This is a genomic window from Opitutia bacterium ISCC 52, assembly GCA_014529675.2.
Taxonomy (GTDB): domain Bacteria; phylum Verrucomicrobiota; class Verrucomicrobiia; order Opitutales; family UBA2995; genus UBA2995.
In genome coordinates, this window is sequence record CP076040.1 from 481,583 (window position 1) to 497,367 (window position 15,785).

The following is a 15,785-nucleotide window of genomic DNA, read 5'->3' on the forward strand; positions in this document are numbered from 1 at the left end:
GTCATTACACCTTACCTTTTCGCAGCACTTCATAGCCCACGAGTTTCTTTGAATCTTCATCCCACAACCGAAGTTTGAGAGACTGCAGGCTTCTCCTTAAAGTTATTTCGGGGACCTGCTGAAAGAACGGTTCTGCTTTGTGACAGGCTTGTAGGTTGTAGTTCGGAATCCTTGAACTGAGGTGGTGAATATGGTGGTAACCGATATTGCCTGAAAACCAGTTCAATATAGCAGGCAACTTGTAAAAGGAACTGCCCGTCAACGCTGCGGTTTCATAATCCCACTCATCTTCTGTTCGCCAATAGGTATCTTCAAACTGATGCTGTACGTAAAATCCCCAGACTCCCAAGCCGCCAGCTACAAACCCAATGGCCAGTTGGATCCAGAAGAAACTCCAAAATCCGAATATCAGGCTCATACCTACTACATAGGCTACCACAGCAACATTCATCAGCTGTACCGATATGCGTTCCCGTTTACTCGCTTTGCTATCCGGGAACCGTTGGTAGATGGAGAATAGCCCAACCGGTGCAATAATAAATAGGATGATCGGGTTGCGGGATAGCTGGTAGAGAAGGCGGGCCTTTCGTGGTGCTGCCAGGTATTCCTTCACGGTCATGACCCAAATATCGCCGCTTCCGCGATCGTCTAGATTGCCGGACGTTGCGTGGTGGACAGCATGCTGCCAGGTCCAATGGCGGTAGGGTGTGAAGGTAATGATCCCTATCAGGAATCCTGTCACTTGGTTCGCTTTCCTGGATTTGAAAAATGAACCGTGTCCGCAATCATGAAAAATGATGAACAAACGGATGAGAAACATCGCAGCCAGGAAACTGAGGGCGATCGTCAGAGGCCAGGAGATGTGACGGGTATAGTACATCAATACCCAGAGTCCGAGATAGGGAATCCCCGTATTGGCCAATTGCCAAAGTCCTTTTGACAAGGATGGCTGCTGATATTTGCGCACGATCGCACGCCAGTTCTCAGTCTGGTTCTTGTCGGTAGGGTCTTTGGTAGCAGTGGGAGAAGTCTTGATGTTCGAGATAGAAAACAGATTGCCCCTATGCGCGACATAAATCGATCTGTTTTCCAACAAATGATTGCAAACATGATTCAGATCTAGAATCCACTATAAGATCCTTTCTTATCCTAACTAATAATCCCAGAGCCTGCTGACCAAAGACATGTCCCTGGCCAATTCAGTTGTCATTCTTGATTTCGAAACCACGGGCCTTTCTCCTAATTGGGGAGATTGTGCAATCGAGGTCGGAGCGGTACGTATCCAGGAGGGAGAAGTGGTCGACCGGTTTCAAAAGCTCATGAATCCAGGTTGGCCAATTAGCGGATTCATCGAAGATTACACGGGGATCACAAACGCTATGTTGGCAGAGGCCCCTTCGAGTTCTGAAGTGATGCATCAGTTCGCTGATTTTATAGGCGATGACAATGTGGTAGCCCATAATGCTTCCTTCGATAAGCGCTTCCTCGATGCCGAATTGGAAAAGATCTCCCGAACTTACACCGGGAAATTCGCTTGTTCAATGATGGTCGCTCGGCGGATCTTTCAGGACGCACCCAACCACAAGCTTGGCGCCCTGGTTGATTATTTGCATCTGCAAAGCGAAGGAACCTTTCACCGAGCGTTGTACGATTCCGAGATGACCACCAAGTTGTGGTTAGCCATGCTGAGCGAAATTTGCGAACGCCAGTGTAGCCGAACGGTGTCTTTCGAATTGGTTCAACGGCTCATGAAGACGCCTAAGAAATCAGTCCAGCGTTTGCTCCAACCTGCCAAGGTTTAAAGCTAAAGCCCTCCTCATTTTCCAACGACGTAGGACGGCGAGTGGTGTTAATTAGTCATGATTTAACGGCCAGGTCTTGGGCGTTCTTGTGGGCAAGGCTCCACATTTTAGAGCAATCGTTCGACCTCTTTTTTGCCCATAGTAGAACCTTCTTTGACGGACAAATTACTCTCCGCTCGTATTGTCGAGTGAGAGTGGAATCTTATTCTCTTTGCACCACTCGGTTAAGGCGATTCGAGTTTGAAGGGTTTCGAATTCGTGCCACTGTTCGAGAATGCCGTTGTAACTTAAGAAATCTTTGAATCTGCCATATGCTCCCTTTTGGCTGAAAATTTCTCGCACTTTTGGATAAAGCGCAGGGATTTCTTTGTCCACAAATTGCCAGACCAGTTGGGTCCCAAGATCTAGTTCATGCTTAGTAGGTATGGGAATGTAGTCTGGATTGTTTTCGATATCTTCAACAGGACAAGGTTCGTCTGAAATAGGCTCATCGTTGTAGACTACCTCCCCAGTGGATTTTGAAACGTATGCGCTTACGTCGCCAAATCCATCATTCATTGAGATTTAATCAAACGCCAACTCAAGATCGTTTAATGTCATTTTGTTTATGTAATCAACTAGACAATGGATGCTTCCATTTCAATCCTGGAAAGCGTGCGAAGTCGGAATCTGTCGAATACCATTCGCAGTCATATTCTATGGCCAAGGCTGCATGCCAGGCGTCAGCAACGAGTTTACCTTGGGCGGGGATTCCTTTAAGTGCAGGTTTCATATGAGCAGGTAATTATCAGAGTCGTTAGGAGTGCTTGGCGTAGATGATTCTCTGACTCCTTCAATTGATATCAAGATCATTGTAGACCCCCGCCGGAGCAATATTGTTTCGCGGGAAGGACTTTTTAAGTTCCTGGGATTATCTCAGAACCACTGGGTTTGGGGAGGAGTAAGCTCTATTTAAACTCATTTCTAAGAGCATTTCTTGAAGCCTTATCGACCAGGCTTAAGATGTGGTCGATAGCATCTTTTTCATTCCGCTTCAGATGGCCTTTAACTTTTACAAACTGACAGTCCATGTGATCGATCAATTGGTAAAACTCCTGATAGAGCTCACGGTTCTTTAAAGGGCTCCCTTTTTTCGAGCGGAATTCATTTTTCTCCAAGCGGCTCCTTCTATTAGGTAGGCTCAGAATGTTTTGGGAGTCGGTATGGATTAGCACACTCTCAGCATTCTCCCTGACTTCGTTAAGTGCCCATAGGAGGGTTTGTAATTCGAGTCTGGTTGATGAGGTGGGTTCAAATCGTTTGGCCTTTATTTGCGTTTGGAGAACTTCCAATGGAAGTGAAGCATTCGTCACCCGGAGGTAGGCTCCATATCCGACACTTCTCTGGGTGCTTACGCTTCCGTCAGTAAATAGGAGCATCTCAGGCATTCCAGATTACTTGGTGAGTTTCTTTTTCAGAAACGGCCAGGTCGGGCTTTTCTTTATTTTTCCAAGATCTTTAACCGGACCTTGGTAAAGAATCTGTCCGCCTTCGTTCCCGCCTTTTGGGCCTACCTCAACCAGATAATCTGCCTCGGCGAGAAGATCGAGGTTGTGCTCGATGACGATAACCGTGTGGCCTTGGTCAACAAGCTGGTGGAGAAGATGAATCAGTTTCTCGCAGTCACTCATGTGCAGACCGATGGTAGGCTCTTCGAGGATGTAGAGATTTTGAAATTTTATGGCTCGGCTTTTGTCGCGGAAACTGGGGAGGCCTTTGGCGAGTTCACTTACGAGTTTGAGTCGTTGGGCTTCGCCGCCTGAGAGAGTGGGGCTGCTTTGACCTAGAGTAAGGTAACCAAGTCCGGTTTGGACCATCAGGCCTAGCATGTCGCCCAATTGGCTATGAGTCTTGAAAAACTCCGCAGCCTCCTCGAATGACATGTCCAATATGTCAGCGATGGTCTTTCCTTTCCAAAGGATATCGTTGAGCTCTGGGCCGTACCGCGTGCCGTTGCAGTCTTCGCAGGTCATGTAAGCATCCGGCAGAAAATTCATTTCCAGTTTGATCTGTCCGGATCCTTTACAGGTTTCACAACGGCCCTTGGCTGTGTTGAAAGAGAATGTGCTGGCGTTCATTCCCCGCATCTTGGCCTCCGGTAGATTGGCAAAGAACTTTCGGATGATATCCATGGCCCCCATGTAGGTAGCAGGAGTGGAGCGAGGTGTTTTGCCTATTGGATTCTGATCGACCTCAATGACAGCCCGGTAGCGATCGCCATTAAGCAACCCAAGAAAGGGCTTACCATCATGCGTATTGGGGAGGGTGACGTACTTAGAGAATTCCTTCTCTTCGACTTTGGGCTCTTTGTATTTACGTGCGTAATCCACCACCGGGTGAAGCAGGTCTCTGATCAAGGTCGATTTCCCCGCTCCAGAGATACCTCCGACCATGGTTAGTTTTCCCATAGGAATGTGGAGGTCGTCACCCTTGAGGTTTCGCAATGCAGATTTTTTCAGAACGAGCCAATCCTGCGGTGTTCGTTTTCGTGGACTATAAGCAGGTGGCAACTCCCGGTATTCGCCGCGAATGGGATGAGGAATCCCGTTCTTCAAATATTGACCGGTGAGGGAGTCTTTATTGCTGACGATCTCCTTCAGAGTGCCATTCGCCAGGATCGTTCCACCATGGATGCCTGCTCCTGGGCCGATATCGATGATGCGGTCGGCTTGCTCCATGGTCTCATCGTCGTGTTCGACTACCAGCAAAGTATTTCCTCTGCTCTTCAGGTCTTTGAGGGATTCGATGAGTCGATGATTGTCGCGCGCGTGGAGACCAATGGAAGGTTCGTCTAAAACGTAGAGTACGCCGGATAAATTGGAACCCAATTGGGCGGACAGTCGGATACGTTGGGCTTCGCCACCTGATAGGGTAGAGGTGGGCCTATCCATGCCCAGGTAGTCGAGACCGACTTGGCCCATGAACTTCAAGCGTTCTTCGATCTGAGGAAGAATGTCGCTGATGACTGCTTTGCCTTTGCGGTCGAGTTTCAGCTTGCACAGGCGTTCAAGGAGTCCGTCAGGTGCAAGGCGGAGGAGCTGTGGAAGCGTTAATGAATTCCCGTCCTTAAAATTTAAATACACATTTCTGGAAAGCAGGTTGAGGCGTTCGCCTTCGCAGGTCTCGCAACTTTCCAAGAGCCATTTGCGGTCTGAGCTCTCGTCTTCATTCTCGAACCAGATGTTTCCATTTCCACGACACTCAGGGCACCAGCCTTTAGAGCTATTCCAAGAGAAGTGCTTGGGGTCGAGCTCCGGATAAGCTTCACCTGAGATGGGATCAACACGTTCTGTCGAAAGCCAGGATAGGATCTCTCCCTTGGAGTTAATGAGCATGGCGGATCCTTTGCCGAGGCGGAGAGAGCGCTTGAGAAGAGGAGAAAGTGCTGAGTCGGGTGTCGGTGTTCCCAGATCATCAACTATCACTTCGATGTCGTGCTCCTTATAGCGAGACAGCTTTTTGAACTTCGAGACTTCAATCACTTCACCGTCAATGCGCATGAGTTTGTAGCCTTGTTTGGCGACCCATTTTGCAATGGGTTCGTGGTGTCCTTTTCGACCCCGTATAAGTGGGGATGCTAAGTAGATGTGCTTTTGTTTCTTGAGCTTGGGTTGCTTCAGTAAGGACTCGAGATGCTTAACGAGCGCAGAGTGACTGAGGGAAATGACAGGGAGGCCCGAGTCAGGTGCATACTGGATACCCAGCCGAGCGTAAAGAAGTCGTAGATATTGTGCGACCTCTGTAATAGTGGCGACGGTGGATTTACGACTGCCGCGAGTCACGCGTTGCTCGATGGCTACAGTCGGGGCGATCCCACGAAGATCATCGATGTCGGGTCGAGGAAGTTGCTCTACAAATTGTCGAGCATAGGCAGACATGGATTCGAGGAAGCGGCGCTGGCCTTCGGCGAACACGATATCAAAGGCCAGGCTGGATTTGCCGGAGCCAGAGACGCCGGTCACGACCGAGATCTCGTTGTGAGGGATCTCGACGGTAACGTTTTTTAAATTATGTTCGCGAGCGCCCAAAATTTCTAAAACGCCACCTGAATGGCGGGGGGCGAGGGACGAGGGGCGAGGGGAACTACCGTAATTCTTCGGTGGTTCAGCGGCGAGGAGGGTATTTTCTGAAGACTGAAAGTTTCCATTGTAAGGCGAAGCTTCTTTCGCTGCCTTCAACGACTTGCCTGACACTTGACGCCTTACACCTGCTTTTCCCCGATACAGTTCCTGCATGAGAAATGGTTGGGAGGGGACCTTCTTCTTGATAACTTGTTCGGGGGTACCTTCCGCAATTACTTTTCCTCCGGCGTCGCCAGCTTCCGGACCCAGTTCAGCAAGCCAATCGGCGCATTTGATGAGATCGAGATTGTGTTCGATGACTATTACACTGTGCCCTTGATCGACCAGTTGGTGAAGCACGCCGATTAAGCGGCTGACGTCATGTTTGTGAAGTCCCGTAGTTGGCTCATCCAGCAGAAGCAGGAATGGGTCCTTGGCGTCTTCCACTTGCGATAGATACTTCACAAGCTTGAGCCGTTGAGATTCTCCGCCGGATAAAGTATTCAGTGGTTGTCCCAGTTTTAGATAGCCGAGGCCGACGGCGTCTAGTGATCGTAGTTTATACTGTAGCTTGGGCTGGTCTTCGAAAAACTCCAGCGCCTCGGTAACGGTCATATGGAGAATCTGGGATATCGATTTTCCTCCCCATTGTATTTTTAGAATCTCTGGTTTGAAGCGTTCGCCTTCACAGATGGGGCAGGTGACAAACACATCGGAGAGGAACTGCATCTCCACCTGTTCATAACCGAGGCCGGTGCAATTGTCGCAACGCCCATCTCCAGCATTGAACGAGAAGTAAGCGGCGGTGAATCCTTGAGAGAGGGCTTCGTCGGTTTTCGCAAATAGGTTTCGGATGTCATCCCAGGCGTTTACAAAAAGAATGGGATTCGATCGGGGAGTTTTGGTTACAGGCCCCTGGTCAACTAGAACTACGTCGGAGAACTCAACCGGACAATCGATACGTGCGACTTCTGCAGGGTCTTCGACCATTAAGCCACGTGCTTGTTTGAAGGCCTGATGAACGACGTTGTCGAGTAGGGTGGATTTTCCGGAGCCGCTTACCCCGGTCAGGCAAACGAGCCTTTCGAGGGGTATTTTGAAATTCTGTCGGCGTATGTTGTGTTTGGATACGTTGGAAAATTTCAGGAAAGCGGAGGCGCTTTTGCCTTTTGTCTTCACTGCTCTTCGCTTTCTCGGGGCGGCGATCTCTTTTCGGTTGGAGAGGTATTGCCCTGTGATCGAGACTTTATCTTTGAGGAGGTCTTTCAAGGATCCCTGGAAAACCAATTCTCCGCCAAGCTTGCCGGGGCGCGGGCCAATTTCCAACACCTGGTCGGCGGCGCGGATGATGGCTTCATCATGTTCAACCACCACCACCGTATTGCCCATATCGGTCAGGCTTCTAAGGATGCGAATCAGACGGTCGATGTCTCTTGAGTGTAGGCCGATTGAAGGTTCATCCAGGACGAACAAAGTATCCACCAAGGATGTGCCTAGGCATGAAGTCAGATTTACCCGCTCTACCTCGCCTCCGGATAATGTTTTCGAGGGTCGGTTGAGAGTGAGATATCCCAAACCAACTTGGTCCAAGTAAGTTAGCCGCGTGAGAATGGACTCATAAGCTAGGTCGACCTGATGGTCACCGGTCGGTTTGAAATGATCGCGGACTAGAGGAAGCAGATCCTGGACAGGAATCTCATAGAGATCCGGCAACTGTTTGCCTCTCCATTTCCAGCAGAGCGACTCTGGCTGAAGACGCGTGCCATCACAGGCCGGGCATTCGTTATACGTGCGAAAGCGCGAAAGAAAAACGCGCACGTGCATCTTGTAGGTATTGTTTTCAAGCCAGTTGAAAAATCCTTTTAGTCCGTACCAGGCTTTCGCCCATTTATAGCCTGGCTTGCCGTAATTGGGATCTCCCTCGATGACATAGGCCTGATGTTCCTCCGGCATGTCCTCGAAGGGAATGTTGGTGGGGATTTTTTTCTTACGACATGAAATTTGTAGATCCTTCAGGCTCGCTCCATACACAGCTCCTTGCCAGGCCTTGATGGCGCCGTCGTCGATGCTTATTTTTCTATTGGGTATGGCCAATCGGTAATCGACACGGATGACGCGCCCAAAGCCCCGGCATTCCGGGCAGGCGCCTATCGGTGAATTGAATGAAAAGAGAGCGGGTGTTGCGGGCTTGAAGCGCTTGCCCGTTTTCGGCGAATGAAGTCCGGTCGAGTAATGGCCGCTATCTTTACCTGATTCATCAAAAAGGATGATCTCTCCCTGCCCAAAGTGGAGGGCGGTTTGGATCGACTCAATGAAGCGGTTGCGGTTCTTTGTATTTATCCGGATCCTATCCTGAATGATGAAGAGAGGGGCCTTCCCAATCATGGGTGGTTTGAGGTCTTCCAGGCGGGTCACCTTCCCTTTTAAAAGGGCACGTGTGTAGCCTTGAGCTTTCAGAGGACCCAGGATTTCTTCCCACTTCAATTGCTTGGGCTTATCGACCCGAAAAGTGGGGAGGAGTGTGGTGTCCAAAGAGTTGGCTCGGACCTTTTTCCAAATCGTTTCAGGATTGTCGTCTTCGACTAATTCCCCGGTTTCAGGATCGTAGAGCTTAGCCACGTGGCTGAACCAGACTTTGAAAAAGTCCGTCAGCTCGGTCATGGTACCGACAGTGGAGCGTGTCGTTTTTACCGTGTTGCTCTGCTGGATTGCGATCGATGGCCTAATATTTTCAACCGAGTCGAGTTGGGGCCTGTCCAAAAGTTCGAGAAATTGCCGGGTATACGGGCTAAACGTTTCCACGTAACGGCGCTGACCTTCAGCATGCAGTGTTTCAAAAACGAGCGATGATTTACCTGCCCCACTCAAACCGGTAACCACAATCAGCTTACCCAAGGGGATATCGAGGTCGAAGCCCTTGAGGTTATTTTGGCGGATGCCTTTGAGATGAATGTATTCTTGCTGAACAGACATGTATGCAGGGATTTATGACGCTGCAGGCCTCACCAGACGTGTGCAATGGATAATTGTGTATTTTGCATGTTATCGATATAGTTCTTAAATGAATCTTCATCACAGATATGGATATTGCACACGTCCTCGTGCGAACATGTCGAGTGTGCCTTCTTCTCGATTCAGTTACGCACACTTGTGCGCTCCATCATCTATCAGTCGTTAAGCTCTACATCTTCACTACGTGAGGCCCGCAGCGATGCTGCTATCCTTCTCGAATTGTGCAACTCCATCTGAAATATTTTTGCGACTTCTTGAATCTTTTCGGGGTCTAGATGTTGATAATGGCATAACTTTAAACACTTTGCATGGGAAACACTGCTGCTCAGAGCTTGTCAGCCCAGTCAGAATACTCTTTTTGATTGGTGGTTTCCTTCCTCATGCTCCCATTCTCTCACTTATTCGCTGCCTAAAAATAAAACTCATGGCTCCTCCAAAACGTAGAAAGAAATCTCGGAAAAAACTGATCGTATTCTCGGTCCTGATCCTGCTGTTGATTGTCGCCATGGCAGGAGTTTCGACCCGTAAAAAGGAGGAGATAGTCCAAGTGACTGTCGAAAAAGCCGAAAAACGGACAGTGACGAGCATCGTGTCTGCGACGGGGCGTATCTTCCCTGAAGTGGAGGTAAAGATTTCCTCCGAGGTGGCCGGCGAGATTATCGAGCTTCCGGTCGTCGAAGGCCAGTTGGTTAAAAAGGGAGACCTTCTGGTCAAGGTGGACCCAGACCGTTACGAATCGCAGGTTAGCCAGCGACGGGTCTCCATCAATACCGCGAAGGCACGATCTTTGGAAGCCAAGGCTCAGCGATTACAGGCAGAACAGGACTTAGGGCGCGTTGAAGAATTGTTTACCAAGGGATTTGCCAGTGAAAAAGAGTCGGATGATGCCAAGACACTGGTAGAGATCCGAAAGACTCAGGAGCAGGCTTCCTTGTTGGAGATCGAACGAGCAGAATCACTTTTGGAGGAAGCGCTCGAATTTCTGTCGTTAACAGTGACCTTTGCACCCATGGATGGAACGATCAGTAAGTTGGATTCTGAGTTGGGTGAGCGGGTGGTTGGAACCGGGCAATTTGCCGGAACCGAAATCATGCGGGTGGCAGACCTGACTAACATGGAAGTTCGCATTGAGGTGAGTGAAACCGATATCGTACACGTCAAAATTGGTGATGAGGCCACTGTTGAAGTTGATGCGATCGCCGATAAAAAATTTGATGGATATGTGACGGAGATATCCAGCTCAGCCGCCAACGTGAGGCAGAACAACGACCAACTGACTACCTTTGAAGTACGGATCAAATTAAGGGATCCGAGTCCTCAGTTGCGACCGGGTATGACTGCGACAGCAGATATTGAGACTGACACCGTAGAGGATGCCATTGCAGTTCCTATGCAGTCGGTGACCGTTCGGAAAAAAGAGGATATCAAGAAGGCGCTCGATCCGGATGCTGCCGAGACGGATGAATCCAAAGAAGAGGTAGCCAATAATGATGGCCCTGAAAACAAAGAGCAGGAGGAAAAGGACGCAAAGGAAGATCTTGAGCGAATCCTATTTGTAGTGAAGGACGGCAAGTCCATCATGCGAAAGGTCAAGACCGGTATCGCCGACAACTCCTACATCGTCATCGAAGAGGGGATCGAAGTAGGTGAAGAAGTGGTATCTGGATCCTATCGTGCAATTACCCGTCAACTGAAACATGACATGACGGTTACGATAAAAAAGCCGGGCGATGAAAAGAAGGACGATAAGAAAAGCTGATTCATCAGCCACTTGAGCCTAAGAATATGATTCAGACTTACAAAGGAGTCGGAGAGCCGACCATTGATATTGGCCGAGTCGAAAAGTTTTACGATCTTGGTAAAGCCAACATTGTGAGGGCGCTGGATGGAGTGGATCTTAAGATTTACAGGAACGATTATATGGCGATTATGGGTCCGTCGGGTAGTGGGAAATCTACACTGATGAACATGCTGGGTTGTCTGGATACTCCGACCTCTGGTCAGTATTATTTTGAGGGTGAGGATGTAGCCGACATGGATGACAATGAGTTGGCCTTCATCCGTAATCAGAAGATCGGGTTCGTCTTTCAAAGCTTCAATTTACTAGCGCGCGCCTCCACTTTAAGGAATGTGGAATTACCGTTGGTCTACGCTGGTATGCCACGATGGGAACGAATTGAAAAAGCGAACCTGGCTTGTGAACGAGTCGGTTTAGGTGATCGTGTTCATCACAAACCCAATGAGCTTTCAGGAGGCCAGAGGCAACGGGTAGCTGTTGCGCGTGCATTGGTAAACGAGCCATCGATCATTCTTGCAGATGAACCGACAGGAAACCTGGATTCGAAAACTGGGGCGGAGATTATGCAACTGTTCGATGAGCTGCATTCGCAAGGGAACACCATTATTCTTGTAACTCACGAGAAAGATATAGCGGCGCATGCCCATCGTTTGATTCGATTGAAGGATGGGAAAATTGAAGTAGATCAGGTCAATCAGCGGAATACATGAAGCGTATTTTGTCAGAGTTTTTTGAGAGCATTCGTATCGCCCTTGAGCAATTGAATGCCCACAAGACTCGAGCCATGTTGACCATGCTGGGCGTTATTATTGGAGTGCTTGCTGTTACTCTAATGGGCACGGCGATGAATGGGATCGACAAGGGGGTTAATGAAACGCTCGATGTCGTCGGCTCAGACGTGTTCTATGTGTCGAGGCAGACTTGGGAGCAATCGGAGGATGCCTGGAGATACCTGAAGAATCGCCCTTACATTCGGGATAATGAATCGGAAAAGCTGAATCAAATTATCGCTCAGACACCGGACTCAAACCTTTTTCGTGGGGCCCCCGCTGTCAATTGGTGGCCACAGGCCGATGTCAAAACGACTGAAAAATCGGTATCTCGAGTCAACACACTGGGCACTGATGAAAACTTTGAATTTATAAACACAGCTTCTATTGAAGAAGGCCGCTTTATTTCGGAAGTAGAGGCTGTGAGTGGCAGGTCAGTTGTGGTGCTTGGGTACGATGTAGCTGAAGCTCTATTCGAAGGCGAATCAGCGGTTGGGAAAACGGTTCGCCTCAAAGGCAGGGAAGTCGAGGTCATTGGTGTTTTTTCCCGTATGGGATCTTTTTTTGGTCTGATGAGTTTTGATAATTATGCGGTCGTGCCATTGAGGTGGTTAAGAAAGCACTATCAGTGGAAGCTTCATACAGAAATACGAGTTAAGATGGCGGAAGGTGCGGATAAGGAAGAAGCTCGCTACGAGCTCATCGGCGCGATGCGTCGAATTCATGGCCAGGTCGCTGAGGAGGAAGACAACTTCTCAGTTAATAGTACCGATTCGATTGAAGAGGGACTCGCTCCAGTTAAAATAGGATTAGCTATCGCGGGGTTTAGTATTACCGGCTTGTCTCTTTTTGTAGGGGCTATTGGAATTATGAATATCACTTTCGTGAGCGTAAAGGAGCGTACCCGTGAGATCGGTACGCGTAGAGCTTTAGGGGCTCGGCAATCCTCTATTCTGTTACAGTTTTTGATCGAAGCGATTTCTGTCTGTGTTGTTGGTGGTATCGTAGGCCTCGGAGTCGCCTATGCTCTCCAGGCGCTATTGAACTGGGCCTTCCCCAACTTTCCCTTCGTGTTTTCTTTTAGCCTGATCGTTGCGGCTATGGTGGCCTCTATTATGGTCGGCATTCTTTCTGGTATTATACCTGCGTTTTTAGCATCCCGGCTCGACCCGGCAACCGCCTTACGCCATGAGTGAGCGCAAACGATTTGATAGGAGTCGCCGGATTCGTCCCTTGGAAATTGTTAGCATGGGGCTTGTCTCCCTGACGTCGAATAAGCTACGGTCGTCGCTTACGATTCTTGGAATAGCTATTGGGGTGTTCTCTGTTGTGGGTGTGATGACGGCACTTTCTGCTATGCGATCCTCCATCGATGAGGGCCTTGAGGTCTTTGCGGGTGGTGTTTTTCAAGTAAGCCGAATGCCGGCCGTAAGAATAAACGATGGGTGGTGGAACTATCGGGATCGGCCACGAATAGACTATCGTCAGGCCAGGCGCTTTAAATTGATGATGGAGTCTGAGTCGGATGCGATTGTCTGCATGTATTTGGCGGATGGTGGTGAAATTGCCCGTTATAAAGAGCGAAAGACGGAACGAAATACCCGGGTGATTGGGACCAATGAGAATTATCTGGAATGTTTCCCGATGGACGTAGAGCTCGGAAGAAATCTGACGAGCGAGGATGTTGAGTTCAATCGGACCGTAACGGTCATTGGCTCTGAGATACGAGAGACGCTATTCCCTGATGAAGATCCACTGGGTAAGCAGATTACCCAATGGGGAACCAAGTATACCGTGGTAGGTGTCCTGGAGCAGAAAGGCGAGAGTTTCGGAAACAATCCGGATAGGATCGTTCTTGTTCCGATTACACGCTTTCTGTCACTCCGAGCGCACGATTCGACTTCATTAGACTTGGCCGTCAAAACCCCGTCGCTGACGGTGATGCCAGACTACCAGGATCAAGCCATAGGACTCCTGCGAGTGATCCGCGGACTAGAGCCTGAAGATCCGAATAATTTTGAAATTACTACCAACGACGCAATCAAGGACATCTTTGACGGCGTTGCGGTTGTGATTGGAACCGGTGGCTTGCTCATCAGTGCCATCGCTCTTGTTACGGCTGGGGTTGGGGTGATGAATATCATGCTTGTCAGTGTAACTGAACGAACACGGGAAATTGGAATACGGAAATCTATCGGTGCGCGAAGAAAAGATATCCTGAAACAGTTTCTGTTAGAGGCTATATTCCTGTCGGAGCTCGGTGGAGTTATCGGTATAATAATAGGCGTTGTGGCCGGAAACATCATCGCTGCTCAGATGAATGTCTCCATGATCTTTCCGTGGTTTTGGACCGGAGTGGCGATTGCGACCTGTTCGGCGATAGGGATCTTATTTGGGATGTATCCTGCATACAAAGCGGCCAAGTTGCACCCCATTGATGCCTTGCGGTTTGAATAGGCATTTTTCCATCGACCGGAAGCGCTAGTTCTAAACAATTTGTCCCTGTATGGCTTCTGAAGAAAAACCACGTCGATCCCTCCGTATCTTCGATCTGTTTTTTATTTTGTTAGCTCTAAGTCCTCTGGCTCTGCCATTTATGATGATTGAGCAACCGGACATACCGCCTGGTGCACATAGCGAGAGTGATTGGTATTCCGTTCTGGAATCGGATATAGAACTACTTATAGACTCAACTGCTTGGGATCCGAACAAAAAGCAACGCGTCATCAAGCAGGAGATCTTTGATGAGCTCTTGGATATGATTGATCGGGCCGACCGTTTCATAGTGTTGGACTTTTTTCTCTGGAATCACTTTCAGGGAAAAATATCCGAGGATCACCGACGACTATCGACTGAGCTGGCACTGGCCCTGGTTAAAAAAAAGCAGGCCTTTCCTGATCTGCCAATTCTCGTGCTTACTGATCCTATCAATCGAATCTATGGGGATATGGCGCCAACATTTTTTCAAGAGATGGAGAATGTGGGGGTAGAGGTCGTCTATATGTATTTATGGGGGATGCCTGACTCAAACTGGATTTATGGTACCAATGCACGGTTTTATTCTAAGCTCGTTCCCAACAGCGACAAAGAAAACGCCTTTGTTAACAAGCCCTTGATTTCCAATCCATTTGTTCTCGATGGTCCAAAAATCTCTTTGAAGCAAACGGGGAACTTATTGTTTCTTAAAGCCAATCATCGTAAAGTAGCCATTACATGCTCCACAAACGAAGGCCTTGATTTGCTCGTTTGTAGTTTCAATCCGGCTGATGGAAGTTCTGCTCATTCGAACGTGGCAGTACGGGTGAGAGGTGCAGTAGGCCTGGAAGCATTGGCTTCTGAATTGAAGCTGATTCAGTGGTCTCATGAGTCAGCATTTCCTGAAATCTTATTGCCAAAAGAGGTGGATCAGATTCAGCAGATCGCTCAGCAGCTTCCTACTTCAAACAGAGCGGGTGGGGCTCAGGTTAAATGGATTACTGAAGGCGCGATAAGAGATAACTTAATCCGATTATTGAACGAAACCCAGGCGGGCGATGAGGTAATGATCGCTCTTTTCTATCTATCAGATCGAGGCGTCGTAAATGCTATCAAACAGGCTGCCCGAAACGGGGCACAGGTGCGTATGGTTTTGGATGCGAATCGAGACGCATTCGGGCGCGAAAAGAATGGAATCCCGAATCGGATGGTCGCTGCCGAATTTCGTAAGATGGCGGTTGAGCACAATATCAGCATTCTTTGGGCGGATACGCATGGTGAACAATTTCACTCTAAAATCTTGGCGATTCACAATCCGCTAAATGGGAAGAATCAACTGTGTCTCGGATCAGCCAATTGGACCCGCCGGAATCTGGATGATTTGAATATGGAAGCGAATGTGTTGATCGAAGGTTCGGACGGCTCTATGCAGCGATTTAAGAGTTACTTCGACCGGAGCTGGAACAACTCCGATGGGTTGCATTACACGCTAGACTATTCGGCCTGGGAGGAAACAGGTTGGCGAGCTAAAGGGAAAGCACTGCTCTACCGATTCCAAGAATGGTCCGGATTGTGTTCCTTTTGATTTTCCTGGCTGGAACTAGTGAAACGACTTTGGGTGCTGAGAGCGAATTTCTCGACCACGAAAGATCATCAGGCATGCTACGGTTCCAAGCATAGCGATGAAAAGGTAGGTTCCGTAGGATCGTATTGTTTCGGTGTTTTCAGAGCCTGGTACCAGGCCAGAATTCATTGAGGCTGCGTAGCATTGAGTGCCAAGAATATACAAGGACAGCAGAATCGGGAGTACACGCTTCTGCGGGGATAT

The 15,785-nt window shown here is 48.9% G+C and carries 11 protein-coding genes; 6 read left to right on the forward strand and 5 right to left on the reverse strand.

Annotation, left to right across the window (positions count from 1 at the left end; genetic code table 11):
- Positions 1-4: 4 nt before the first annotated feature.
- The gene (locus tag GA003_02065; protein ID QXD30320.1) at positions 5-1,036 is read right to left on the reverse strand and encodes a fatty acid desaturase; all 1,032 of its coding nucleotides are present in this window, start codon (positions 1,034-1,036) and stop codon (positions 5-7) included.
- A 148-nt stretch (positions 1,037-1,184) separates the two neighbouring features.
- Here GA003_02065 and GA003_02070 point away from each other — a divergent pair, with 148 nt between their 5' ends.
- Positions 1,185-1,802 carry a 3'-5' exonuclease gene (locus GA003_02070; protein ID QXD28784.1) on the forward strand — a complete coding sequence of 206 codons (618 nt, stop codon included), beginning with the start codon at positions 1,185-1,187 and terminating at the stop codon, positions 1,800-1,802.
- 165 nt (positions 1,803-1,967) lie between these two features.
- Here the strand turns inward: GA003_02070 and GA003_02075 are convergent, their stop codons facing one another.
- The 4 genes from GA003_02075 to uvrA form a co-directional block, all read right to left on the reverse strand.
- The gene (locus GA003_02075; protein ID QXD28785.1) at positions 1,968-2,360 is read right to left on the reverse strand and encodes a UPF0158 family protein; all 393 of its coding nucleotides are present in this window, start codon (positions 2,358-2,360) and stop codon (positions 1,968-1,970) included.
- Positions 2,361-2,415: 55 nt separating this feature from the next.
- Positions 2,416-2,574 carry a PIN domain-containing protein gene (locus GA003_02080; GenBank protein QXD28786.1) on the reverse strand — a complete coding sequence of 53 codons (159 nt, stop codon included), beginning with the start codon at positions 2,572-2,574 and terminating at the stop codon, positions 2,416-2,418.
- 175 nt (positions 2,575-2,749) lie between these two features.
- A complete protein-coding gene (locus GA003_02085; protein ID QXD28787.1) occupies positions 2,750-3,229 on the reverse strand; it encodes a ribonuclease H in 480 nt (159 codons plus the stop codon).
- A gap of 6 nt (positions 3,230-3,235) precedes the next feature.
- Positions 3,236-8,875: an excinuclease ABC subunit UvrA gene (gene uvrA, locus GA003_02090; GenBank protein ID QXD28788.1), complete on the reverse strand. Its 5,640-nt coding sequence runs from the start codon at positions 8,873-8,875 to the stop codon at positions 3,236-3,238.
- 463 nt (positions 8,876-9,338) lie between these two features.
- Here uvrA and GA003_02095 point away from each other — a divergent pair, with 463 nt between their 5' ends.
- From GA003_02095 to GA003_02115, 5 genes are read left to right on the forward strand one after another with little or no spacing between them, the layout of a single operon-like run.
- A complete protein-coding gene (locus GA003_02095) occupies positions 9,339-10,673 on the forward strand; it encodes an efflux RND transporter periplasmic adaptor subunit (GenBank protein ID QXD28789.1) in 1,335 nt (444 codons plus the stop codon).
- A 26-nt stretch (positions 10,674-10,699) separates the two neighbouring features.
- Positions 10,700-11,422, forward strand: coding sequence for an ABC transporter ATP-binding protein (locus tag GA003_02100; protein QXD28790.1), 723 nt, complete (start codon positions 10,700-10,702; stop codon positions 11,420-11,422).
- Complete coding sequence (locus tag GA003_02105) at positions 11,419-12,678, forward strand: ABC transporter permease (protein QXD28791.1); 1,260 nt, start codon at positions 11,419-11,421, stop codon at positions 12,676-12,678. Before GA003_02100 ends, GA003_02105 begins: the two co-directional genes overlap by 4 nt.
- Positions 12,671-13,939, forward strand: a complete 1,269-nt coding sequence (locus GA003_02110; protein QXD28792.1) for an ABC transporter permease — start codon at positions 12,671-12,673, stop codon at positions 13,937-13,939. Before GA003_02105 ends, GA003_02110 begins: the two co-directional genes overlap by 8 nt.
- Before the next feature lie 49 nt (positions 13,940-13,988).
- Positions 13,989-15,542 (forward strand): hypothetical protein, encoded by a 1,554-nt coding sequence (locus GA003_02115; protein QXD28793.1) that lies wholly within the window; start codon positions 13,989-13,991, stop codon positions 15,540-15,542.
- Positions 15,543-15,785 lie beyond the last annotated feature (243 nt).

Bases quoted from the DNA above. Each gene is read 5' to 3' on its own strand.
- GA003_02110 (QXD28792.1), top strand. From the start codon at position 12,671: ATGAGTGAGCGCAAACGATTTGATAGGAGTCGCCGGATTCGTCCCTTG.
- GA003_02100 (QXD28790.1), top strand. From the start codon at position 10,700: ATGATTCAGACTTACAAAGGAGTCGGAGAGCCGACCATTGATATTGGC.
- uvrA (QXD28788.1), bottom strand. From the start codon at position 8,875: ATGTCTGTTCAGCAAGAATACATTCATCTCAAAGGCATCCGCCAAAAT.
- GA003_02070 (QXD28784.1), top strand. From the start codon at position 1,185: ATGTCCCTGGCCAATTCAGTTGTCATTCTTGATTTCGAAACCACGGGC.
- GA003_02095 (QXD28789.1), top strand. From the start codon at position 9,339: ATGGCTCCTCCAAAACGTAGAAAGAAATCTCGGAAAAAACTGATCGTA.
- GA003_02085 (QXD28787.1), bottom strand. From the start codon at position 3,229: ATGCCTGAGATGCTCCTATTTACTGACGGAAGCGTAAGCACCCAGAGA.
- GA003_02105 (QXD28791.1), top strand. From the start codon at position 11,419: ATGAAGCGTATTTTGTCAGAGTTTTTTGAGAGCATTCGTATCGCCCTT.
- GA003_02080 (QXD28786.1), bottom strand. From the start codon at position 2,574: ATGAAACCTGCACTTAAAGGAATCCCCGCCCAAGGTAAACTCGTTGCT.
- GA003_02115 (QXD28793.1), top strand. From the start codon at position 13,989: ATGGCTTCTGAAGAAAAACCACGTCGATCCCTCCGTATCTTCGATCTG.
- GA003_02075 (QXD28785.1), bottom strand. From the start codon at position 2,360: ATGAATGATGGATTTGGCGACGTAAGCGCATACGTTTCAAAATCCACT.